This window comes from Mucilaginibacter rubeus (assembly GCF_014643835.1).
GTDB classification, from domain to species: Bacteria; Bacteroidota; Bacteroidia; order Sphingobacteriales; family Sphingobacteriaceae; genus Mucilaginibacter; species Mucilaginibacter rubeus.
Map to the genome: position 1 here is coordinate 878778 of NZ_BMKD01000001.1, position 23793 is coordinate 902570.

Annotated in this window: 21 protein-coding genes and 1 riboswitch; of the genes, 8 read left to right on the forward strand and 13 right to left on the reverse strand. The window is 40.2% G+C overall.

Features of this window, described 5'->3' with window-relative positions:
- Positions 1 to 32: 32 nt before the first annotated feature.
- From IEX80_RS03485 to IEX80_RS03495, 3 genes are all read right to left on the reverse strand, one after another.
- Entirely contained in the window at positions 33 to 719 is a 687-nt protein-coding gene (locus IEX80_RS03485; protein ID WP_090526225.1) for an SIR2 family NAD-dependent protein deacylase, read from the reverse strand.
- Between the two features lie 87 nt (positions 720 to 806).
- On the reverse strand, positions 807 to 1379 hold the full coding sequence (locus tag IEX80_RS03490; RefSeq protein ID WP_090525616.1) for a DUF6580 family putative transport protein: 573 nt from the start codon (positions 1377 to 1379) through the stop codon (positions 807 to 809).
- Between the two features lie 51 nt (positions 1380 to 1430).
- A complete protein-coding gene (locus IEX80_RS03495; RefSeq protein WP_188831922.1) occupies positions 1431 to 3380 on the reverse strand; it encodes a TonB-dependent receptor plug domain-containing protein in 1950 nt (649 codons plus the stop codon).
- Positions 3381 to 3500: 120 nt separating this feature from the next.
- Positions 3501 to 3700: riboswitch (cobalamin riboswitch) on the reverse strand.
- Between IEX80_RS03495 and IEX80_RS03500 the strand changes: the two genes are divergently transcribed.
- Together IEX80_RS03500 and IEX80_RS03505 are read left to right on the forward strand one after the other, a co-directional pair.
- Positions 3674 to 5002: a serine hydrolase gene (locus IEX80_RS03500; RefSeq protein WP_308421673.1), complete on the forward strand. Its 1329-nt coding sequence runs from the start codon at positions 3674 to 3676 to the stop codon at positions 5000 to 5002. It overlaps the preceding riboswitch by 27 nt.
- Positions 5003 to 5067: 65 nt before the next feature.
- Entirely contained in the window at positions 5068 to 5802 is a 735-nt protein-coding gene (locus tag IEX80_RS03505; RefSeq protein ID WP_090525622.1) for an SRPBCC family protein, read from the forward strand.
- A 67-nt stretch (positions 5803 to 5869) separates the two neighbouring features.
- Here the strand turns inward: IEX80_RS03505 and IEX80_RS03510 are convergent, their stop codons facing one another.
- The 6 genes from IEX80_RS03510 to IEX80_RS03535 form a co-directional block, all read right to left on the reverse strand.
- Positions 5870 to 7006, reverse strand: coding sequence for an acyltransferase family protein (locus IEX80_RS03510; protein WP_308421674.1), 1137 nt, complete (start codon positions 7004 to 7006; stop codon positions 5870 to 5872).
- Between the two features lie 16 nt (positions 7007 to 7022).
- The gene (gene rplT, locus IEX80_RS03515) at positions 7023 to 7367 is read right to left on the reverse strand and encodes a 50S ribosomal protein L20 (RefSeq protein ID WP_022829871.1); all 345 of its coding nucleotides are present in this window, start codon (positions 7365 to 7367) and stop codon (positions 7023 to 7025) included.
- Between the two features lie 81 nt (positions 7368 to 7448).
- A complete protein-coding gene (gene rpmI / locus IEX80_RS03520) occupies positions 7449 to 7649 on the reverse strand; it encodes a 50S ribosomal protein L35 (RefSeq protein WP_090525627.1) in 201 nt (66 codons plus the stop codon).
- An 81-nt stretch (positions 7650 to 7730) separates the two neighbouring features.
- A complete protein-coding gene (infC, locus tag IEX80_RS03525; protein ID WP_090525629.1) occupies positions 7731 to 8297 on the reverse strand; it encodes a translation initiation factor IF-3 in 567 nt (188 codons plus the stop codon).
- 1 nt (position 8298) lies between these two features.
- Entirely contained in the window at positions 8299 to 10224 is a 1926-nt protein-coding gene (thrS, locus tag IEX80_RS03530; protein WP_188831924.1) for a threonine--tRNA ligase, read from the reverse strand.
- Positions 10225 to 10453: 229 nt separating this feature from the next.
- The gene (locus IEX80_RS03535; RefSeq protein WP_188831925.1) at positions 10454 to 13057 is read right to left on the reverse strand and encodes a M1 family metallopeptidase; all 2604 of its coding nucleotides are present in this window, start codon (positions 13055 to 13057) and stop codon (positions 10454 to 10456) included.
- 217 nt (positions 13058 to 13274) lie between these two features.
- Here IEX80_RS03535 and IEX80_RS03540 point away from each other — a divergent pair, with 217 nt between their 5' ends.
- The 6 genes from IEX80_RS03540 (at position 13275) to rseP (ending at position 20048) form a co-directional block, all read left to right on the forward strand.
- Entirely contained in the window at positions 13275 to 14225 is a 951-nt protein-coding gene (locus IEX80_RS03540) for a glycosyltransferase family 2 protein (RefSeq protein ID WP_188831926.1), read from the forward strand.
- Between the two features lie 97 nt (positions 14226 to 14322).
- Positions 14323 to 15291, forward strand: coding sequence for a glycosyltransferase family 2 protein (locus IEX80_RS03545; protein WP_188831927.1), 969 nt, complete (start codon positions 14323 to 14325; stop codon positions 15289 to 15291).
- Between the two features lie 5 nt (positions 15292 to 15296).
- Complete coding sequence (locus IEX80_RS03550; protein WP_188831928.1) at positions 15297 to 15998, forward strand: hypothetical protein; 702 nt, start codon at positions 15297 to 15299, stop codon at positions 15996 to 15998.
- Positions 15999 to 16000: 2 nt separating this feature from the next.
- Positions 16001 to 17500 carry a GH3 auxin-responsive promoter family protein gene (locus tag IEX80_RS03555; protein WP_090525639.1) on the forward strand — a complete coding sequence of 500 codons (1500 nt, stop codon included), beginning with the start codon at positions 16001 to 16003 and terminating at the stop codon, positions 17498 to 17500.
- 6 nt (positions 17501 to 17506) lie between these two features.
- Positions 17507 to 18694 (forward strand): 1-deoxy-D-xylulose-5-phosphate reductoisomerase, encoded by a 1188-nt coding sequence (locus IEX80_RS03560; protein WP_218117146.1) that lies wholly within the window; start codon positions 17507 to 17509, stop codon positions 18692 to 18694.
- 19 nt (positions 18695 to 18713) lie between these two features.
- A complete protein-coding gene (gene rseP, locus IEX80_RS03565) occupies positions 18714 to 20048 on the forward strand; it encodes an RIP metalloprotease RseP (protein ID WP_188831929.1) in 1335 nt (444 codons plus the stop codon).
- A gap of 172 nt (positions 20049 to 20220) precedes the next feature.
- On the opposite strand, the gene IEX80_RS03570 is transcribed toward rseP, so the two are convergent.
- The 4 genes from IEX80_RS03570 to IEX80_RS03585 all read right to left on the reverse strand — a co-directional run bounded on the left by IEX80_RS03570 (position 20221) and on the right by IEX80_RS03585 (position 23764).
- The gene (locus IEX80_RS03570) at positions 20221 to 20787 is read right to left on the reverse strand and encodes a DUF4199 domain-containing protein (RefSeq protein WP_090525643.1); all 567 of its coding nucleotides are present in this window, start codon (positions 20785 to 20787) and stop codon (positions 20221 to 20223) included.
- A gap of 463 nt (positions 20788 to 21250) precedes the next feature.
- Positions 21251 to 21829, reverse strand: coding sequence for a DUF4199 domain-containing protein (locus IEX80_RS03575; protein ID WP_090525645.1), 579 nt, complete (start codon positions 21827 to 21829; stop codon positions 21251 to 21253).
- Between the two features lie 8 nt (positions 21830 to 21837).
- The gene (locus tag IEX80_RS03580) at positions 21838 to 22506 is read right to left on the reverse strand and encodes a hypothetical protein (RefSeq protein WP_176624697.1); all 669 of its coding nucleotides are present in this window, start codon (positions 22504 to 22506) and stop codon (positions 21838 to 21840) included.
- A 7-nt stretch (positions 22507 to 22513) separates the two neighbouring features.
- The gene (locus tag IEX80_RS03585; RefSeq protein WP_090525649.1) at positions 22514 to 23764 is read right to left on the reverse strand and encodes a dihydroorotase; all 1251 of its coding nucleotides are present in this window, start codon (positions 23762 to 23764) and stop codon (positions 22514 to 22516) included.
- Between the last annotated feature and the right edge of the window lie 29 nt (positions 23765 to 23793).

Here is a 23793-nt window from a genome sequence, read left to right on the forward strand (position 1 = left end):
TTGGTGATTTAGTGAGTTAGCGAATTAGTGATTTAATCCTTTAATAATTGGTTCACTAATTCAGGTACGCCAACTGTTGCTTTTTCCTGGATTTTAATAACCGGCCCTTTAACATTTACAAAAGGTATATTGGGATCGATAATATACTTTGGCGTCTCGCGGTCAACATAACCGATAAGCCCTGCGGCCGGGTAAACAGCAAGGGAGGTACCTATAAGCATAAATATATCAGCCCCCACGCATATAGCGGCTGCATGTTCTATCATTGGTACGGGCTCACCAAACCAAACTACGTGCGCACGTAATTGTGAACCTAATTCGCAAAGCTCTCCCATTTTAATTTCCCACCCATCGATAGGATAAGTAAGTTCTGGTTTGATACTTGATTGTGAGCGGGTGATAATGCCATGTAAATGCACCACATTGGTTGAACCTGCCCTTTCATGCAGGTCATCTATATTTTGAGTAATGATGGTTACCCTATACTTTTCTTCGAGCGCAGCAAGTGCATAGTGGGCCGCATTAGGTTTTGCTTCCAATACAGATTTACGGCGCTCGTTATAAAATTGCTGTACCATAACCGGGTTATGCTCCCAGGCTTCGGGGGTGGCTACGTCTTCAATATTATACCCTTCCCAAAGCCCATCGCTATCCCTGAAGGTTTTTAAACCACTTTCGGCGCTGATACCTGCGCCGGTTAACACTACTAAGTTTTTCATTTTAATATAAACAGATGATAATTGATTAGGCCATAAAAAAAGCGGACTGCCTTTCAACAATCCGCTTTAAATTTAAACGCTTTTATATTATAAAGCCAATTGCTTTTTGTCCTGAAGAAAAGTGTACTTATTCTTAGCCAATTCAAAACCACCAAAAAGTATTGCACTAAATACTAATGTACCCAATGCCATATTTTTCTCAAACGGAATAGCTTTAATCAATGATTCACCATAGCCAGCTAAGGTATGCGGATAAAGTGTACCATATAACCAGGGCAGATCTGTAATTAACCAGTGAATTAAAACTGCTGCGATTGAGCCTAAAAGCACATTAAGAACATTTACCTTTTCAAGCAAATTACCAACAAGCACCATTAATGCAAAACACAGGTAAACCCATGCGGCTCCGCCATACCATAAAGTTAACTTTGAAGTATACAGGTAATTAATCACGATATCTGTAGTAAACAACGTAAGCAATACAGTAGCATACCCTTTCCACTTTGAGGTAAAATAAGCACCGCCAAATAATGCAATAGCACCTACCGGATTGAAATTACTCAATTCTTTATACTTAAATGCTAAAAGCCTGAATGCGGCAGCAACCAGGATCATCAGGATCAGAAACAGGTTGCGGTTGGTGTTATCTTTTGCGGTCATGATTTTATATATGGCGTAAAATTACTTAATAATCCGAACAATACGCAAACGCTATTTAAATTGATACCTGGCACCAAGCAAGAAGTTGATACCACGGGTGTTATATCCTAACCAATCTACGTATTTGGTATCCAAAACGTTGTTCAGATCGCCAAAAACATTTAGATTTTTGGTTGCCTTGTATTCCAAATGTAAATCTACCAGGTTATAGTGTTTCAATGTAATCACTTCCGATCCATTGTTTGTAAAAGTCAGGTCAGTACGGTTGCCTGTATATTTGTAGTTAACGCCAACCTGAAAATCGTTTAAAATATCATAACTGATGTTGGTACCTAAAGTACTTTTAGGCCTGCGGTAAAGGTTGCCGGTTTGTGTACCGGCTTCGTCGGTTAGTTTACCTGTTACATAAGCGTAATATGCAGATGCATGAATGTTATTATCGTGATATTTTAATTCGGTTTCAAAGCCTTTATCTTTTTGCTGTTGCCCGTTTGCATATTGACTATAAGGAGGGCCAGACAGGTTTTTAAAATAGATAACATCTTTGGTATTGCGCTTGAAAAACTGGGTATTAAATGAAAGGGTATTCTTAACAATCTCCCAATCAAAACCAGCTTCATATGATGTAGTGATCTCGGGGTTTAATTTCGAATTACCATATTGCGAAAACAGTTGATATAGCGAAGGTGATTTGAAGGCCGAAGCTATGGTACCAAAGATCTTAAACTGATCGGCAAGGAATAATGATGGGTTGATGGTGTAGGTAAACTTGTCGCCATATTTGCTATGGTTGTTGTACCTGCCACCTAACTCCATGTGGAAGATATCGTATTTGAAAAATAACGACGTATAAGCGCTGAATATGTTATTAGCAGCATCACCAGCTTTAATAATGCTCGGCACACCCGGATAAGATGTTGATTCATACAGACTGTACTGGCTTGTGTTGCTGTATTTAAAGGCCGCACCGCTGGTAATATCAAAATACTTATTCAATTCATAATTAAACACAGCTTCGACATTGGTTATACGACCTGTATTTTTTGTAACCTGGTGGGTTCCGTAATTGTCAGATGGCAGGTTATTGAAATCATTTTGAACCGTATTTTGCGACAGGTTCACGTTGAGGTTACCTTTTGGTAAAATCAATTTTGCACCTATGCCACCAAATAAAAATGTGTTTTTATAAGTGTAATCATTGTCGTTTATAAAAGAACCGTAAGGCAGATCACCAGTATTGTGGCTCACCTGCAGGTTTCCATTAAGAATAAATTTAGATGAGACATTTTGGCTCAGGTTTACACTGGCCGAACGTTGGTGAAAACCATCTTTCTTAAAATCGCCTTTGCCAGTGGTATCTGTAGCCGCGGCAAAGCCTTTTGAATCGGTATTTGACAGATTAATGGCTATGCCTGTATTTTTCACCTGTCCAATTAATGAGGCCGACTCTTTGAACGTATTATAGCTGCCACCTGTTAGCTGCAATCCACCGGTTAATCCTTGCTGTTTAGCTTTTTTTGTGATGATATTAATAACGCCTGCTACAGCATCAGAACCATACAGCGTTGAACCGCTTCCTTTCAAGATCTCGATATGATCTATCAGATCCAGCGAAAAAGCGTTAAGATCATAACTACCATCAATGCCCGAAGCATTGTTTACCGGAAAACCATCAACCAGGATAAGGGTATTGCCAGATGAAGCCCCGCGCAGGAAAACCGATGTGCTGATACCGGGGGCATTATTTGCACCAGAAAAAGTTATCCCGGCAACCGTATTTAATAATTGAGGCAATGATTTGCCCTGCGATTTATTGATCTCATCGGCAGAAATGATGGTAACAACGCGGCCAATGTCTGACAGTTTTTTAGGCGACCGGCTTGCAGTTACTACTACCGTATTGAGTGTGCGTGTGGTATCCTGTGCATATGCTGCTGAGGTAGATAACCCAACAGTTAACAAACCGAATCCTAAAATAATTTTAGCGTACTTTTTTTCCATGTATGATTGATATGTATAAAATAATAATGCAGCCTTAATAGCATACACGGAAATGAATAAAATGAAAACACGCCAAACGAAGAGCATTCACATCCAAGCTTCAATCCCCGAAAGCTATGAATAACATATAATGCCTTGGCAGGTCTTCTGACTTGCTCCCCATTTTGCCTGGCCTTCCCTCCTGTTTACAGAAAGTGGCTGTATAGATTTGGCAACGGTTACGGAGCTTACAGCTGCGGGACAGTTACGGATTTACACCATATTCCCTTTTAATTCATTAAAAAAATAGTTTAATGAAACCTAAAGCGCTGCAAAAGTACAATAAGTATCTGTTAACCTCAAACTACATAACTATATTTATCATGATGAAATATTGCTGCATTTTATTATTGATGATGAGCTCGTTTGGCAGTTTTGCCCAGCAACCAGATACCATTTTTCTGAAGGGTTTGCTACATGAACATCCCGAATTCTTTTCAGGTATCCTGAACCATATTACACAAAACGAGGTGCAAATACTGTATACCCGGATAGACAGGGATAAAAACAACATTCCTCACTTTACCTCATACAGTTATCGCCTTAATGCGCAGCATTATTTTTATCCGGCAAGCACGGTAAAGCTTCCGACGGCCATATTTGCGCTGGAAAGACTTAACGAATTAAAAATAAAAGGCTTAAGTCGTAAATCGGTCATGATTACTGATAGCGCATTTGCCGGCCAAACTAAAGTTAAAATAGATACATCATCCTCAACAGGTTTGTCGAGTATCGAAAATTATATTAAAAAGATCTTGCTGGTAAGCGATAATGATGCATATAACCGGCTCTATGAATTTGTCGGCCGTACAGAGATCAATCAAAAGCTAAAGAAGTATCATCTTAACAATACCCGTATTGTAGGCAGGTTAGCCATAGGTGATGCAGGCGAAAGCACAAAGCACACCAACCCTATTGATTTTTACAATGATAATAAGCTAATTTATCAGAAACCGGCGCTATATGATGCGTCAAATTATCCCATGCACCTGGAAAACATGCTGCAGGGTAAAGCTTATTTAGATAGCAGCGAACGGCTGGTTAACAAGCCTCTTGACTTTTCTGAAAAGAATGTTTACTCTCTCGCCGATCAGCAAATGGTGCTTAAAAGGTTGTTGTTTCCTGAAACTTTCCCTAAAAAGCAACGCTTTAATTTAACGATAGATGACTATCGCTTCATTTACCGTTATATGAGTACCTTCCCCACCGAAAACACCAAACCCACCTATCGCCGCCCCGAATATTTCCCTGCTTATTGCAAGTTTTTGTTCTATGGCGGAGACAGTACAGCAGTTATTAACCCTGACATCAGGATCTTTAATAAAGTTGGTGATAGTTATGGTTATGATATTGATAATGCATATATCGTAGATTTTAAAAACAATGTTGAGTTCATGCTCAGTGCCGTCGTGCAATCAAATGAAGATGGGATACTGAACGATAATAAATACGAGTACACAACGGTATGCCTGCCTTTCCTGAAAAACCTTGGCCAGGTGATATACCAATATGAACTCAAGCGCCCTAAAAAACACCTGCCCCATTTAACTAAATTTAAATTTACTTATAGCAAAAAGCAATAAAATTCACTTCTGGAAAACTTAGTAGCCCTAAAGGTGTTTTAAAAACGATAACTATTTAAAAACCTATGGCAACTACAATAGTAAAATATACCGACAACTTCCCTGTGCTTTATGGAGATGACCGCATAAACCTGAATTGGCCCGAACGCTTTACGTCCATCGCAGGTGGTATGAAGCTCGGTTTCTCAGGTTTTAAAAATATTTTTAAAAACCCGTTTGCAAGTATCGTAAAAATAGGTGCCGGTGGCTATTTGTTAAACAGGGGCATCACAGGGCATTGTGAGCTTTACAAACGTATTGGTAAATTATCCACCAATCCCATAAATGTAAATATTCGTTCGTCGTTTATTGTAAATAAACCCCGGCAAAAGGTTTATGAATTTTGGCGCAAGCTTGATAACCTGCCCCTTTTTATGAAACACCTGGAAAGTGTGGAGGTCATCGACTCTAAATATTCACACTGGGTTTTGAAGCTTCCCAAAAATGTAGCTACAATCAGCTGGCATGCCGAAATTGTCCATGACGAACCTAATGAAGTGATCGGCTGGAGTTCGCTGTCTGATTCGATGATTAATAATGCGGGTAAAATTCGTTTTCAGGATACGGTTGACGGGCAGGGTACCATTGTTGATGTGGTGATCAGTTATCAGCCCCCGGCAGGCGGTGTAGGCGCAGGCATAGCCAAAATACTAAACCCGGTATTCAAAAATATGGTTGATAAGGATATTCAGAACTTTAAACAGTATATGGATATCAATAACGATCCGGATGAGTTTGTTGAAGTAATTGTCGTCAAATAAAAAAATAACACCTTTATCCAAGGGCGCTCAGGTAATGCGAACGCCTTTATATCTTACAACAATAGCATCATTTATGGGTGAATTTTGATTTGAGTTTTAGAAAACGCCGTTCATAAAGATAATACGATAATAAAGGGACAGTAATCAAACCCAATACATTGTTAGGAAATATGCTTAATAGCATTTTACTATCCCGGCCGGTAAATAACTGTTGCCATATGTATATGCCATAAGATAGAATACCAATAAATGATAGAAATTTATTGTTTAACACCTTAAAAATCCAATCGTTTGCGGGTACGATATTGCTTAAAATTAAATAGCCGGTAATTACTGAAATCGCCAGGTTTACGTACAGTGATTTTAAGGTATAAAATTCGTCAAAGCGCAATCCAAACATCAATATTATAGCCAAAATATTGCCAGCTGCCTTTGTTTGTTTGAGCCAAATTACATTCAAAATTTCTTTGGACGCCATCAACGCAAAAAAACAGCCGACACCAATTGATTGAAACTTTATAAAATAGTGAGTAAAACAGTAAATAATGCCACGATTCAAAACCGGAACAAACTGTTGCACTGTACACAATAGCGGCAATGCGAATACAATGCTGATAATAATATAATAAAATGCAGTTCTGTTGATCTTTAAAATAAAAGGAAAAAGGAGATAAAATTGTTCTTCAACCGATAACGACCAATAATGACTGAAGTAATAAGTGAAATCATGGCTGCGGAAATAGCTAAAATTCATTAGATATAATGCCGAGCCAAAAAATTGAATCCAGGAAATGTTTAAACTATAGAAATGGTTTAATAAAAACACCACTCCAATATATAAATAGGCTAAAGGAAATATTCGCAAAAAACGCCTGATATAAAATTTTTTTAGCGATAAGCCACCTGTTACTTCTTTTTCTTTTAAACATAGGCTCGTAATTAAAAAACCACTTATTACAAAGAAAATGTTTACTCCCAACCCACCATTGAATATTGTAGTATAAAAATAATTATCAGATAACTGAAGGTGGTAAAATACAACCAGGATAATTGAAATGCCGCGAAATCCATTTAAAGAGTAATAATAGTTACTGCGCAATAAGCTGGATAAGACAGGCTGTCCCTCCTTGTTTGATGTCATACCATAAAAATAGACACTCAAATAATTAAAACAAAAAAGGCCGCAATTTGCGGCCTCTCTCATGCATTAGAATGCGATATTATTTTACTGCATCAACAACTGCTTTGAAAGCGTCTGGGTTGTTCATTGCTAAGTCAGCCAATACTTTACGGTTTAAACCGATTTCTTTAGCGGCTAATTTACCCATCAACTGAGAGTAAGAAATTCCGTGCTGACGGGCACCAGCGTTAATACGTTGGATCCATAAAGCCCTGAACTCTCTCTTTTTGGTTTTACGGTCGCGGTAAGCGTATTGTAAACCTTTTTCAACTGTGTTTTTTGCAATGGTGTATACCTTGCTACGTGAACCCCAATAACCTTTGGCGAGGTTCATGATCCTTTTCCTGCGTCTTCTCGACGCTACTGCGTTAACTGAACGTGGCATCTTGTGTGTTTTTTGGTAGTGAGTGCCTGCATCTCGTGTGCCGGACTTAAAACTCTAATACCTGGTTTTAAAATTTGTGAATTACTTTCCGATACAAAGCATACGTTTTACGTTACCCATGTCGGCATCAGATACTAAGCTGGTTTGACCAAGGGCACGCTTACGTTTTGTCGACATCTTGGTTAAGATGTGGCTTTTGTATGCGTTTTTTCTTGCGATTTTACCGGTTCCAGTAAGCTTAAAGCGCTTTTTAGCACTGGAATTGGTTTTCATTTTTGGCATAACTCTATTTATTTGTGTTAGATATTAACGTTTCTCAACGTTTTATTTTCAAACCCCGATCCTGAGACCGAGGTTATTTAATTACTTTTTAGCTGCCTTAGGTGCAAGGGTTAAAAACATCCTTTTCCCTTCAAGCTTTGGTAATTGCTCCACTTTACCAACTTCTTCCAATGCCTGGGCAAAGCGAAGTAGTAAGATCTCGCCTTGTTCTTTGTAAACAATGGCACGACCTTTAAAGTGTACGTAAGCCCTCACCTTTTCGCCAGCTTCCAAAAACTTAATGGCATGCTTTAATTTAAATTCAAAGTCATGATCATCAGTATTCGGTCCGAAACGGATCTCCTTAATAACCGTTTGCTTGGCATTGCTTTTTATCTCTTTAAGCTTTTTCTTTTGTTCGTAAATGAACTTGTTATAGTCCGTTACTTTACAAACCGGCGGTACGGCGTTAGGAGATATTTCAACCAAATCCAGTTCCTGCTCCTGCGCTATTGCAAGGGCATCTCTTAATGAGTAAACTCCCTGCTCAACGTTATCACCTACAAGGCGAACTTCCTGAGCCCTAATGAATTGGTTTATGTTATGTTCGGCTTCTTTTTTCTTAAAAGGAAGCCTTGGTCCTCTATTGAAAGGTTTGTTTAATGCCAAGTTATACTGTTATTTCTTTAGTTATCTGTTCTTTAAAATCTTCAATGCTCATACTTCCCAAATCACCGGTACCATGTTTACGTACAGAAACCAAGCCTTCGGCAGCTTCTTTTTCGCCCACAACCAGCATGTAAGGGATTTTTTTGACTTCAGCATCTCGTATCTTTCTGCCTATTTTCTCGTCCCTGAAGTCGATTAGCCCGCAAATATCGGAATCTTTTAATATATCAGAAACTTTTTTTGCATATTCTTCATATTTTTCTGATATGGGAAGTATAATGAACTGCTCGGGCGATAGCCACAACGGGAAATTACCTGCACAATGCTCAATTAATACCGCTATAAAGCGTTCCATCGAACCAAACGGCGCCCTGTGGATCATTACCGGACGGTGCTTCTGATTGTCGCTGCCTGTATATTCCAGTTCAAAACGTTCAGGCAGGTTATAGTCAACCTGGATAGTACCCAATTGCCATTTACGGCCAAGAGCGTCTTTTACCATAAAATCAAGCTTAGGGCCGTAAAATGCAGCCTCACCGTATTCAACAACGGTAGGCAAGCCTTTTTCGGCTGCTGCCTCAATGATGGCATTCTCGGCCAATGCCCAGTTTTCGTCACTGCCGATATATTTAGCGCGGTTCTCCGGGTCACGTAACGACACCTGCGCTATGTAGTTATCAAAGCCCAAAGCTTTGAATACATACAATACAAGGTCAATTACTTTTTTAAATTCATCCTTCACCTGATCCGGACGGCAAAATAAGTGGGCATCATCCTGAGTAAAACCACGTACACGGGTTAAACCGTGCAACTCGCCGCTCTGCTCATAACGGTACACAGTACCAAACTCAGCAAAACGAACCGGCAGGTCTTTGTATGAACGCGGTTTTGTTTTGTAGATTTCGCAATGGTGAGGGCAGTTCATCGGTTTTAAGAAAAACTCCTCTCCTTCCTGCGGGGTCTTTATCGGCTGGAATGAATCGGCACCGTATTTTTCATAGTGACCCGATGTTACATACAGATTTTTATGACCAATATGAGGAGTGATTACCTGCTCATAGCCTGCTTTTACCTGTGCTTTTTGCAAGAAATTTACCAAACGTTCGCGCAATGCAGTTCCTTTAGGTAACCACAATGGTAATCCCATACCTACCTTTTCCGAAAAAGCGAACAGTTCCAGTTCCTTACCCAATTTGCGGTGATCGCGCTTTTTAGCTTCTTCGATCATGTGCAGGTATTCAGTAAGTTCGCTTGCTTTAGGGAATGTAACGCCGTAAATACGGGTTAATTGCTTGCGGGTTTCGTCACCACGCCAGTATGCACCGGCAAGGCTCATCAACTTAACCGCTTTTATAAAGCCTGTGTTAGGGATGTGAGGCCCACGGCACAGATCTGTAAAATTACCTTGCGAATAAAAAGTAATAGCACCATCAGGCAAATCTTTAATCAGATCGAGTTTATACTCATCGCCTTTTTCTGTGAAATACTCAATAGCATCAGCCTTGCTCACCGGTTTGCGGATGTACTCTTCTTTGGTTTTGGCAAGTTCAATCATTTTATCCTCTATCTGCTTAAACTCGTCAGAAGATAAAACCTTGTCGCCAAAGTCAACATCGTAATAAAAACCTGTTTCAATAGCCGGACCGATACCAAATTTAGTACCCGGATAAAGGGCTTCCAAAGCTTCGGCCATTAAGTGGGCCGATGAATGCCAGAAAGTCGACTTTCCATCAGCATCATTCCAGGTTAATAATTTAACATGGGCATCCTGCTCAATGGGGCGACTTGCGTCCCAAACCTGACCGTCAACTTCGGCCGCTAATACGTTACGAGCTAATCCTTCGGAAATCGACTGTGCGATTTGCATTGAAGAGATCCCTTTGTCATACTGACGAATGGATCCATCAGGAAGTGTAATGTTAATCATCTACAACTATGATTTAATTTTTATAAAATTACGTTTAAACGGTCACCTACAAAGTGACCCTCATTTTGTGGGTACAAAAATAGAATTTTAAATAGCATTTAACATCAAAGCAGTTTCAAATTTTTGTTTGATAGGGATTTTCAGACTCACACCATAGAAAATAAAATGGGGCGTCTTCATTTTCATATAAATTGAAAATTAAGATGCCCCATCAGTTTATGTATTGAACCTACTTAAAAGCCTCGTTCGACGGATTTGAATTAACAGATGTCTCTTTAATCTTAAATTCAATTGGTTGCCCAACCAGGATGGCCTTTACAGAGAACGGAATTTTAATACCTCCGTTTATACCTTCGTAGTTACCAAACTCAATAGTCAGGTCATTTGCCCCTTCAATGGTTTGTTTAAGCTTCAACCCTGTTTTTTGGCTGTAATAATTATGAATATGAATTTCAGTACCTATGTTGATATCAACCTCGTAGGCAAGCTCGTTATTTACCACTCTTAAAATAGGCTGCAGCGTTATATTTTGATTTATCCGTTCATAATCAAGTTCAGGAAACGGGCGACTTTTAAGTTTGATCATTTTTTTAGCTGCATCATCAAGCTGTACATCCCTGTTAACCTGTCGTGCTTTTATACTATCGCCATTAAGTGTTATATGCGACACAACAAGGTTATTATATGAAGGCACTATTGCTTCCTGGTAGTACTTATCAGGCATTTTATACCGGGTTACCAATTGCACGTCAGCGCCTTGTATATTACCAACTGCCGATGTTTGCAGATCGCGAATATTTTTTAGTTTGTCGGCACCGCCAATGGCATCTAAATACGCCTTGATTACAGTACTTGCAGTTGTGCCTTGTGGAATCGGCAGCCCGCTATATGAGTTATTTTCGGGATTAACATCAGGTAAATTATGATCAGGATCGATGGTTGCATAAGCAATTTTCGAGGTCGATTTGTACGGGAAGGTCCAGGTATCGCCGCGCTGCCAGATCTCTGCCGGAAGCTTTACAATGCCGGTTTTTCCGTTCTCTTCTTTAATTGATATGGTAACCGGCAATGCCATTTCTTCCAGGTTTACAATGGTGATCATAGCACCTTTGGTGGCATCATTATCAGGATATGAAATATCCTTTATACCCTGATCAACTTTCCAGGTGGTGAAAAACCATTCGTTCCAAAACCAGCTCAGGTCCTCACCTGCGGCATTATCCATCGTATGGAAAAAATCCCAGGGAGTTGGATGTTTAAAAGCCCAGCGTTTGATATAGGTTTTAAATGCATAATCAAAACGCTCTTCACCTAAGATCTGTTCGCGTAAAATAGTTAATCCTAAGGCCGGTTTTTCATAAGCAGCAACTGCTAAAAAATCCTCCTGTATCACATCGGGCGTATTCATAATAGCCTCAGCACCTGGGCTAAATAAATAAGCGGCACTTTTTTGCTGATCGGGCTTTTCATAATATTCACCCTTGTTAAATACCTTGGTATCAACATTATTTAAAAAGGTGTTAAAACCCTCGTCCATCCAGGCGTATTTACGCTCATTTGAACCGACGATCATCGGGAACCAGTTATGGCCAAACTCGTGGTTGGTAACCTCCCACAAACCCCCGTTTTGATTATTTGAGCCACAGAATACGATACCCGGATACTCCATCCCTCCTACTATACCGGCCACGTTGGTAGCTACAGGATAGGTATATTCAAACCATTTATCACTATATAGTTCAATTGCGGCTTTAACATATTCGGTTGAGCGGCCATACGAGTTATTCCCTTTAGCTTCCACAGGGTAAACAGATTGGGCAAGCGCTTTTTTACCGCTTGGCAAATTGATGCGTGCAGCATCCCAAATGAATGCTTTTGACGCAGCCCAGGCCACATCGCGGGCGTTTTTACACATAAAATGCCAGGTAAGCGTCGGCTTTTTCGGGTAATCGTTATTACGTAAAATATCAGTTGAATCTTTAATGATAACTGTTTTATCACTCTTACGGGCTTCGGCCAAACGGTTTATCGAGGTAGGTGATAATACTTCGGCAGGGTTAAGCAGTTCGCCCGATCCTGCTACAACCAAACTTGCAGGCGCGGTAATAGTATAATCAAAATTGCCGTACTCCAGGTAAAACTCGCTTGCACCAAGATATGGTATGGTGTTCCATCCGGTTACATCGTCGTAAACTTCCATGCGTGGGTACCACTGCGCAATTTCATAGATCCAGCCATTTTTAGTATGCTGACGGCCCATTCTGTCGGTACCATATTCGGGAATATCAAAACCGTATTCAATCTTGATCTGCAATTTGCTCCCGGCTGCACGTAATGAATCTTTAAGCTTGATCTGCATACGGGTATCAGTGATCAGGTAATCGGCTTTCAGCGTTTTGCCTTTGTTGATGATATAAACCGATTTTATTTCGGCACCCTTTGTATATGATTTATTTGCAAACCTTCCACCCGAAACATTGCTTGTAGATTCGGCACGTGAATCCTCTTTATAAATATTCTGATCTACCTGGAGCCATAAAAACCCAAGCGCATCCGGGCTGTTATTGGTGTAAGTAATTAAAGTACTGCCCTCTACCCGGTGTTTAGCGGTATCAAGCGTAACATCAAGCTTATAATCGGCCCGGTTTTGCCAGTATTTTGGACCTGGAGCACCACTGGCCGTCCTGAACTCACCGCCCCTTTCGGGGTAAAATATAGGGTTAAATACTTTGTGCTGATCATACTTGGGTGCTGCCTGATCTGCATTTTGCGCTTTTACTTCACCGGCATAAATGCCTAAAACCAATAACAACGCGGCTTTGTAGAATTTCATTAACTGTGTTTTAATTGTGAGGGAAAGATATTAAAATATATTTGACTTGAAACGTAATTGCTTGGTTACGTAGTATCAAGCTCATTTGTTTATAACAATTACGAATAAACTATTTTGCTAAAATGGCCGTTGATACATTGTTGCAAATCAATCCCTATTTTTTATATTTTTGCGGATGATTTACGGCACATACAGTCGTTGATCGCAGCCCTAATAAATGGATATATCAGTTATAGTACCTCTTTACGATGAAGTAGAGTCGTTACCCGAATTAACCTCTTGGATTAGCCGGGTAATGGACGAAAACCGTTTTACTTACGAGATAATTTTGGTTGACGATGGCAGCAAGGACGGATCATGGGAAATGATCAGGAAGCTGCAAACCGGTAATCCTTTTATCAAAGGCATTAAATTCAGGCGTAATTATGGTAAATCCGCAGCCCTTAACACCGGTTTTATCGCTGCCAAAGGCAATGTGGTGATCACCATGGATGCCGATTTGCAGGATAGTCCGGATGAGATCCCGGAACTTTACCGCCGGATAACTGAAGAGAAATACGACCTTGTTTCGGGCTGGAAAGCAAAAAGGCACGACCCATTGAGCAAAACTATACCTACCAAACTATTCAACGCGGCAACCCGTCGTATGAGTGGCATCCATAACCTGCACGATTTTAATTGCGGTTTAAAAGCCTATCGTAATGTTGTAGTTAAAAACATTGAAATTTATGGCGAGATGCACCGTTATATCCCGGTTCTGGCAAAATGGGCCGGCTTCACCAAAATTGGCGAACAGGTTGTTGAGCACCGTCCTCGTAAATATGGCAAAACCAAGTTTGGCTTAAGCCGGTTTATCAACGGCTTTCTCGATCTGCTTTCAATTTTCTTTGTAGGTAAATTTGGCAAGCGTCCGATGCATTTTTTTGGTACGCTGGGCACATTGAGCTTTTTTACGGGTTTGATTATGGCCATCTGGATAATTTGGGAAAAGCTTTACAATATAGCACACAACCTAAAATACAGGGATGTAACCACGAGTCCGCTGTTTTATATAGCATTGGTAGCTATCATATTAGGTTCACAATTGTTTTTAACAGGCTTTGTTGCCGAGCTTGTTTCACGCAGCGCAAGCGAACGTAACCATTATCAAATTGAGGAAACAATTTAATTAGATTTGAGATGTTAGATATGAGATTTGAGACTTTTTGAATACTTGCTTCCTGTCTCATATCTAACATCTCAAATCTCACATCTATTCTAAAAACATGTTTTTTTCCATCATCATTCCTTTATATAACCGACCGCAGGAAATTAAAGAACTGCTGGAAAGCCTCACCTTGCAAACCTATCACAATTTTGAGGTTTTGGTTATTGAAGATGGTTCTGTAAATGATGCTGAAGTCATAGTAAATACCTTTACCGATAAGCTTAACCTGCGTTATTTTAAAAAACAGAATGAAGGCCAGGGTTTTGCACGTAACTTTGGTTTTGAGCGTGCCAAAGGCGATTATTTTGTAATTTTTGACTCGGATTGTTTAGTCCCCCCCAATTACCTCCGAGTTGTAAACGATTCATTGGCAAAAAACTATCTCGATGCCTATGGTGGTCCCGATGGCGCACATGAATCTTTTACCCCAACACAAAAAGCCATAAGCTATTCCATGACCTCCCCTTTTACTACCGGAGGTATTCGTGGTAATAAAAAAGGTATAGGGCAGTTTCACCCACGTAGTTTTAACATGGGTGTTTCAAGGCAGGCCTGGGAAAAAGCCGGCGGATTTATTATCACCCGCCTTGGTGAGGATATAGAATACAGCATTAGGATCCATTCGCTGGGCTTTAAAATTGGGTTGATTCCAGATGCAATAGTCTATCATAAACGACGAACCAACTTTTATCAGTTTTATAAGCAGCTGCACTTTTTCGGAAGGGCGCGCATCAATATTTCTAAATTTTTCCCGCAGGAGTTAAAGCTGGTTCATTTTTTCCCGGCTGCTTTTACAGTAGGTGTTATCCTTACTATTATTCTAAACCTATTTGGCTCTGTATTAGCACCTGTAGGTAATTTTATACTGTTGATTTTCACTTTGTTAATATTTTTCCATGCATGGTGGAAAAATAAATCGTTAAAAATCGCATTTTTGAGCATTATAGCTGCCTTCACACAACTTATTGCCTACGGGTTAGGATTTATACAGGATTTTTGGAAGCGGAAAGTTTTAAGTAGATCATAAGCAATATGTACCACCCCTTTTCTGTAGCGGAGACCATTAAAACCGCATGGAATATTTTAAAGAAGAATTTTGCCATAATCTCGGTCTACTCGGTAGTTGCCATGATATTTGTCTTCATATCAGGCTTTGCCGTATTTTATTTTGATGATAATGCAATGGTGAGTTCTATTGGCTTTGTTGTGTTACTGGTTGAAATAACTTTCATATTCTTAGCATTTATAAAGCTGGTATTCAGATTAATGGACAAAGAATACTATGATTTTGATTTTAGCGAGATCATTCCTAAAATCAGGATGCTGGTAAGCTATCTTACGTTATTGGTACTGGTGAGTACATTAGCTGTTTTTGCGACCCACCTGGTTGAAGGTTTAAAAGAAGGTTTCGCCCAGGATTTTTTCAAATTTATTATCGGACTTATTGTTCAGTTCTTTTTCCTGTTCTATTTTCCTATTTGCACCTGTTTCATTGTTGATGACGCGTCGGGGCCGATAGAATCAGTACAACAAAGCTTTTATTTGATAAAGGGGAATTTTTTTAAATATTTCTTGATCTTCATTATAATCGAAATATTGATGCTGGTTGCAGCAATCACCGTTGTAGGGTTAATAATAGCTATTCCATTTGCTAACATAATTTTGATGGCAGCCTATCGCAAACTGGTTTATAGCCACCTTGATGTGGATGATGACCTATCTGAAACCAATTAAAAATGGGATTTAAATCTGCATTAAGTAAAGTATTTGCTGCCTTTGTTAATCGGGAATTAAATAAGGTTCGTAAAAACGCGGTTGCATTTCAGCAAAAGGCATTTACAGATCTGGTGCATGCGGCCAAAGACACCAGTTTTGGTAAAGATCATCAGTTTGAAAAGATCAACAACTACGAGGATTTTAAGCGATTGGTGCCTGTACATGACTATGAAGACCTTCGCCCCTATATCGACCGAGTGGTTAATGGCGAGGAGGATGTGCTATGGCCCGGGAAACCTGCTTATCTCGCCAAAACATCCGGTACAACATCCGGTGTAAAATATATCCCCATTTCTAAAGAAAGCATGCCGGAGCATATCAAAGCGGCACGTAATGCTTTGCTAAGCTATATCCACGAAACCGGTAACTCTGATTTTGTTGATGGCAAATTGATATTTTTGCAGGGCAGCCCCATTTTAGCCGAAAAGCATGGCATTTCAACAGGCAGGCTTTCGGGTATCGTTGCGCATCATGTTCCCGCTTATCTGCAAAAAAACCGCTTGCCCAGCTACGAAACCAATTGCATTGAAGATTGGGAGCAAAAGGTTGAAGCCATTGTAGACGAAACTGTTAATGAAGATATGCGCCTCATCAGTGGGATCCCGCCATGGTGCCAGATGTATTTCGACAGACTTTCGGCCAAAGCAGGAGGTAAAAAGATAAAAGACATTTTCCCAAACTTTAAGCTTTACGTTTATGGAGGAGTTAATTACGAGCCTTACCGCGCCCGTATTGAGGAAAGTATCGGTTTCAAGGTCGATTCGATAGAAACCTACCCGGCATCCGAAGGCTTTATCGCGTTCCAGGATTCACAAAAAGAAAAAGGCCTTTTATTATTAGTTGATTCTGGGATCTTCTACGAGTTTATCCCATCCGATGAGTATTTTAATGAAAGCCCAACCCGCATTAATATTAAAGATGTAGAGTTGAATAGAAACTACGCGCTCATCATGAACACCAGCGCTGGTTTATGGGGCTATAGTATAGGCGATACGATTAAATTTGTTTCAAAAGATCCGTATCGTATTGTCGTAACCGGCCGTATTAAGCATTATATATCGGCTTTTGGTGAACATGTTATAGGCGAAGAGGTAGAGTATGCATTAATGAGCGTGGCTAAAGAAGAGGGCGTTGACGTGGTTGAATTTACCGTTGCACCCCAGGTTAACCCTGCAGCGGGGCAATTACCTTACCATGAATGGTTTATCGAGTTTGGTACAGCCCCTGACAATCTTCAGGCTTTCGCCATAAAAGTGGACAAGGCGTTGCAGAATAAAAATATTTACTATTTTGACCTGATTGAAGGTAACATTTTGCAACCTTTGGTGATCCAAAGCCTGCAAAAAGATGCCTTTATCAATTATATGAGGACTGAAGGTAAACTTGGCGGGCAAAACAAAGTACCACGGCTATCAAACGACAGGAAGATTGCCGAAGGATTAAAGAGTTTTATAAAATAAAGATACTTGAGTAACCAAATAAAAAACATTGCCATCCTTGGCTCAACAGGCAGCATCGGTACACAAACACTTGATGTTATAAGGTGGAACAGCAATTTATTCAGGGCGTTTTTGCTCACAGCACATTCTAATGCCGATTTACTCATCAGCCAGGCTATTGAGTTTGTGCCGGAATATGCCATTATCTGTGATCAAAGCAAATACCAGGAAGTTAAAGAGGCTTTAGCACATTTGCCAATACAGGTACTTGCCGGTCACCAGGCTATCATTGATACAGTAACGCATCCCGAAATTGCGGTTGTGCTAACTGCCATGGTAGGCTTTGCAGGTCTGGAGCCAACAATAGCTGCCATTAAAGCCGGTAAAGACATTGCTCTTGCTAATAAAGAAACATTGGTTGTTGCCGGCGATATCATAACCGCTTTGGCGAAACAAAATGCAGTTCAGATTTTACCGGTTGATTCGGAACATTCAGCAATATTTCAAAGCCTTGTTGGTGAGGAGTATAAGTCGATAGAAAAACTGATCATTACCGCATCGGGCGGTCCTTTCCGTGGCCGTAGTCTCGACTTTTTAGCCAACGTTACCCGTGAGGATGCCCTTAAACACCCCAACTGGGTAATGGGCGCTAAAATAACTATCGACTCGGCATCATTAATGAACAAAGGGCTTGAAGTTATTGAGGCCAAATGGCTGTTTGATATTGAGGCCGATCAGATCGAGGTTGTAGTTCATCCGCAATCTATTATTCACTCACTGGTACAGTTCAGGGATGGATCAATTAAGGCACAATTGGGTTTGCCCGATATGAAGCTACCTATACAGTATGCCCTCACCTATCCCAACCGGATCGAAACGAATTTTAAACGTTTCAGCTTTGCCGACTACGCTAACCTCACTTTCGAAAAACCAGACATGGAAACTTTCCGTAATCTAAGCTTAGCGTACGCTGCGTTAAAACAGGGAGGTAACATACCTTGCATTATCAATGCGGCAAATGAAATAGCGGTTGCCGGGTTTCTTGACCGTAAAATTGGCTTTTTAACTATGAGCGGCATTATTGAAGAATGTATGCAGAAAATAAATTTTATTGCAAAGCCAACCCTAACCGATTATTTGAATACTGACAAAGAAACACGCATCTTTGCGGAAAATTATATACAGCAACTACCTTCAAAAACATTACAGTTTTAATATTACATAGATATAGATAATGAGTATAGTGATCATGGTGGGCCAGCTTATACTGGGCCTTTCAATTTTGATAATCCTGCATGAACTGGGGCATTTCCTGGCGGCACGGGCCTTTGGCATTAAGGTAGAAAAATTCTACCTGTTTTTTGATGCCTGGAACGTGAGCCTGTTTAAATTTACATATAAAGGCGTTGAGTATGGTATTGGCTGGCTACCACTTGGTGGCTATGTTAAAATTGCCGGTATGATTGATGAATCGATGGATACAGAACAAATGGCTGGTCCGCCGCAACCTTGGGAGTTTCGTTCAAAACCAGCTTGGCAGCGCCTTATTGTAATGCTTGGTGGTGTTACGGTAAATGTTATACTGGGCATCTTGATATTTTGGGTGCTAACCATGCGTTTTGGCGATAGTTATATACCTAATTCGGCAGCAAAATACGGTATTGTACCAGGTGAAGTAGGTAAAAAAATAGGCCTTCAAATAGGCGACAAGGTTGTTGCTATCAATGGTAAGCCATTTGAACGTTTTGATGATCTTACAAGTCCGCAGGTATTATTGGATAATACTGTTTTTACCGTGTTGCGTGGCACCCAAACTTTGCAGATCAGCATTCCGCGTACCATCCTAAATGATTTGAACGATCATGATATAGAAGGTTTCATCAGTCGCCTGCCCCGTGCCAAGTTCATTGTTGATTCATTGGAACCGGGCAGTAATGCTGTAAAAGCAGGTTTAAAAAAGGGCGACAGCATTGTAATGGCCAACAATCATCCAATTGTATTTTGGGACGAATTGCAGGCTCAACTATCGGCTAATAAAGGCAAACAGGTTGAACTGGGTATAAAACGCAACCATGAACTGGTTACCTTGAAAGCACAGGTTACGCCAGAAGGCAAGCTGGGCTTTTACCGTGCAAAAAGCGATTTTCCGGATATCAAAACAATAAAGTACGGTTTTTTCGAAGCTTTTCCTATAGGAGCACAAAGAGCATGGGGAACTTTCAGGGATAATGCCAAAGGTATCGGTAAGATTTTCAGAGGTGATGTTAACCCTAGTAAAGCAGTAAGCGGACCGGTAGCTATAGCCAACCTGTTTGGTGGTACTGTTGATTGGGTCCACTTTTGGACATTGGTAGGCTTTCTTTCGATGGTATTGGCATTGATGAACCTTTTGCCTATCCCGGCGCTTGACGGAGGTCACGCGGTATTCCTGATCATTGAAATGATTAAAGGTAAACCGTTGAGCGATAAGTTCCTTGAACGCGCCCAGATTGTAGGCTTTGTAATTTTAGTTACCCTAATGGTATTTGTTTTTGGTAACGATATTGTGAAGCTGGTAATGAAGAAATAGCGATTAGAGATTAGTGATTGGAGGTTAGAGATGCCTCCCAAGCATATAAAACAAGAAAGGTCTTTCAACTACTGAAAGGCCTTTCTTGTTTTATATGAATTTATCAATCAATTGAATAGCTGTACAAATTAGAATTAGCTTTAAGCTTTGAGCATTCTGCTTTCAGCTTGTTTTATACCGCCGGATCAATAGGTTTAGGATCTTCGTAATTATCGGAAACGGTGTCAAAAGGTGATCTTTCATTTTTGAATACCGCTGCCGAGATCAGACTCACTATAGCGCCAAAAATGGCGTATATAAATACAACGCTTACTGTCGCTATAACCGCAAAATATTTACTTACCATACTTAAGGCATTGTCTATTTGATCCTGCGACAGATTTCCTTTTGCTTCCATTTGCGCGCGTGAGGCAGTTAGGGCCTTATTAACCATTTCCGGACTTAATATCGCATAATATACATAAGTGAATACCGCAACGAAAACTCCTGTAAAAATCGCATATAAAAAACCGGATAAAAAGCCTTCTCCGTAGGTAATATATCCGCCAAGCTGATCTTTGTATTCTTTTTGCGTTAACAGCAAGAAAGCGATGAAGGGCAAAAAGCTCAGGTATTTAAGAGATGAGTTGGGGTCAATATCAAGAAACTGAAATGCATAAGTTATAACTATTGAAGTTACCAGGTTAATTAGCGCCCACTTCAGGGCTGGTTGCGATGGGCTCGCTTTTTTTATTTCCATGATATAGGTTATTTAGTGTTTGGTTAAAATTAACTAATTATCTTATATCATGTATATGTTTATTTTTTACCCAGGCAAATGCTTTTCAAATGTTTATCGCCGATATCTCGTTGTTAATTAATATAACTGAGGAAAGGCTATGATACAGGCGAGCTATTAGATGCTGTTTTATGGTCTGAAGCAGGTTAAACGCCCAGGCCCACTCGGCACCTATTTTTGCAAATAACAGGCGCAAACATTCAGATGTGCTTAATTATTCAAAAATATCAGTAGTGTTAACCCGGTAGAAATACAATATACTGATTACTAATTATTTATAATCACTTTATTTAAAATGTGTTAGCCAGTGTTAACCCAGTTTATTAGGGTGTGTTATCTTGGTTTTAATTTCGTAAACTCGGTATAACAAAACAGGCCTTTCAAAATTTGAAAAGCCTGTTTTGTTATACGATTAATCTTTTATTCAAGAAATAGACTCCGCCGGCTCCCGTTTAAAGAAAGCAGCGAAAATTATCGATAAAACAAACAGAAATATAATGCTTATACCTAATGACTGGATTTGCTGACCTATGGTAATGCTTTTTCCGGTTTGAAAGCTTTTCTCCATCTCCTGAATCTTGGCGTCAGCTTCCTTCTTTTCTTCCGGTTTGGCAGTGCTTTCTTTCAGTTTAGTCAAAGCTGTAACCATAGCTGTCTTAGTCTTCTGAGCCATTTGCGGTTCTATAGCGTTTGCAAATATCTGATCACGTAGTATAAATATGGTCAGGTTTGAAATGAAAAACATAATGAAAATTCCGGTGGCGGCCTGCCTCATTGTCCAATACCCGCCGACTTTGCTCCTCAGATTTATGCAAAACAAAGCAGCAATAGCTATCGGAAATATGTACGTGAAAAGTATTGCACCAACTGTTATTGCGACAGCCGATGCTACACTTACCATAAAATAAAAATAAATAATACTTACCACAGCCAATACTGCACCTAAAATCAATCCTTTGATAAGTCCTTGTATTTTTATGGTTCTTTCTAATTGTGCGCTCATCAAAAAGGCTATTGAAAACTAACTAAAATTTCTAAAACTGCCATATCAAACTCTTTGTTGATAGCATTATCAGCAATCTCTTTCTTCTCTTCGTCAGATGGATCAATGTTTTGAAAAAAGCACATCATGGGGTAAAACAGCTCTTTAAGCTCCGAATCTTCAGGAAGCGTAGTAGCAACCTTGCTGATTTCGGATACCGGGCTTTCAATCAGGATTTGGTTGGCAATAACCGGCTCATAAATGCGGTATTCATCCTGGAACTCGTCTTCATCAACTAATAAAAACTCTTTCAGGTAATCTTCCAGTTCCGGCTCAATATCTTCATCTTCACACTCATTCAGATATAGTAAAAGGTTAAGGAGTTCGGTACCGCGGTCGAGTGTTTCTTCTTCAATGCTCTCCCATTCAGGAGTATCGAGGTAATCTTCTTCCAGTTTTTTAACATCTGCGCTAAAGAAGTTGATCATTAGCAAATCGAAGAAGATCTCACGAAGTTCTTCTACTTCAGGATTTTCATCAAAAACCGCATCAAGCTCATCTACTTTAGATAAAAAATCTTCGTCGGACGCAAAAACATCAGCAAACTCATCGGTTAGCTGGGTTGCATCAAAGTTGTTGTATTTGGAGAAGGCCTCAAGCGCTGCTATAAAGGCGTTTTCTATTTTAGGATCGATCATAGGTATATTATTTAAATATTTGGTGATTGTTGTAAGTTAACAATACTTTACCTTTTAAACGCTGCCCGATATAAGGCGAGTTTGCAGATTTAGATTTGTTGTTAGCCGCAGTGTATTCCCATTCGGTATCAGTATCAAAAACCACGATGTTTGCCTTTTCATCTTCAGCGATAACCGACAGTTCAACACTAAGTATTTCGCGGGGATTAACAGCCAGTTTTTCAACTATAAGTTCAACCGGTAAACCCGCTTTTAAAGCCAGGGAAAATGCGGTTTGCAGACCTATTATGCCATATTCAGCAACTTCAAACTCCACATCTTTAAATTCAATTTCGTGTGGGGTATGTTGCGATACAATGGCGTCGATAGTGCCGTCTTTTAAACCTTTTATCAACGCAGCAACATCATCGGCAGTACGCAGGGGTGGTTTCACTTTATATAAACTGTCAAAGCCTAAAAGGGCTTCATCGGTTAATATTAAATGATGCGCAGCAACGTCGCAGGTAACTTCAATGCCTTTACGCTTGGCCTCACGGATCAATTCGACCGAACGCGCAGTTGATATGGTTGTAAAATGGATGCGGGACACGGTGTATTCTGCAAGATAAAGATCACGGGCAACCATCAGTTCTTCGGCCAGTGAAGGAATTCCCTTCATGCCAAGCAGTGTGCTGATCTCTCCCTCATTAACTTTTGCCTTACCTGCTATAGCGGTATCTTCAGGGTAAGAGAAAACCAGTGCATCAAAACCCTGTGCATACAGTAAAGCTCTTTCCATTAAACCCGCGTCCTGTACCGGGCGACTGCCATCGGTAAAAGCCCTGGCACCGCTTTGGTACATATCATACATTTCGGCAAGATCTTTCCCTTCACGCTTCTGCGATATGGTACCCAGAGGATAAACATCAACCAGGTTACCTTTTGAGCGGTTTAGCAGGTATTCAACTTCCGACTTGGAATGCACCGGCGGCTGGGTATTGGGCATTAGTGCTATGCCCGTAAAACCTCCTGCTGCTGCGGCTACTGTACCGGAACGAAGGTCTTCCTTGGTTTCAAGGCCCAACTCGCCTACATTACAGTTAAGATCGAAAAAACCGGGCGAAACATATTTGCCTTCGGCATCAAACAGTTCGGCATCGGCATCTATATCGTCGCCTATGCGGGTGATAACACCATTTTCAATTAAAATATCGGCAACTTGTTGATGAAAGGATGATCCGGGATCAAGAATAGTGGCTGATTTGATAAGCAAATTCATTAGCACTGCTTTATGTGTGGATTTGTATC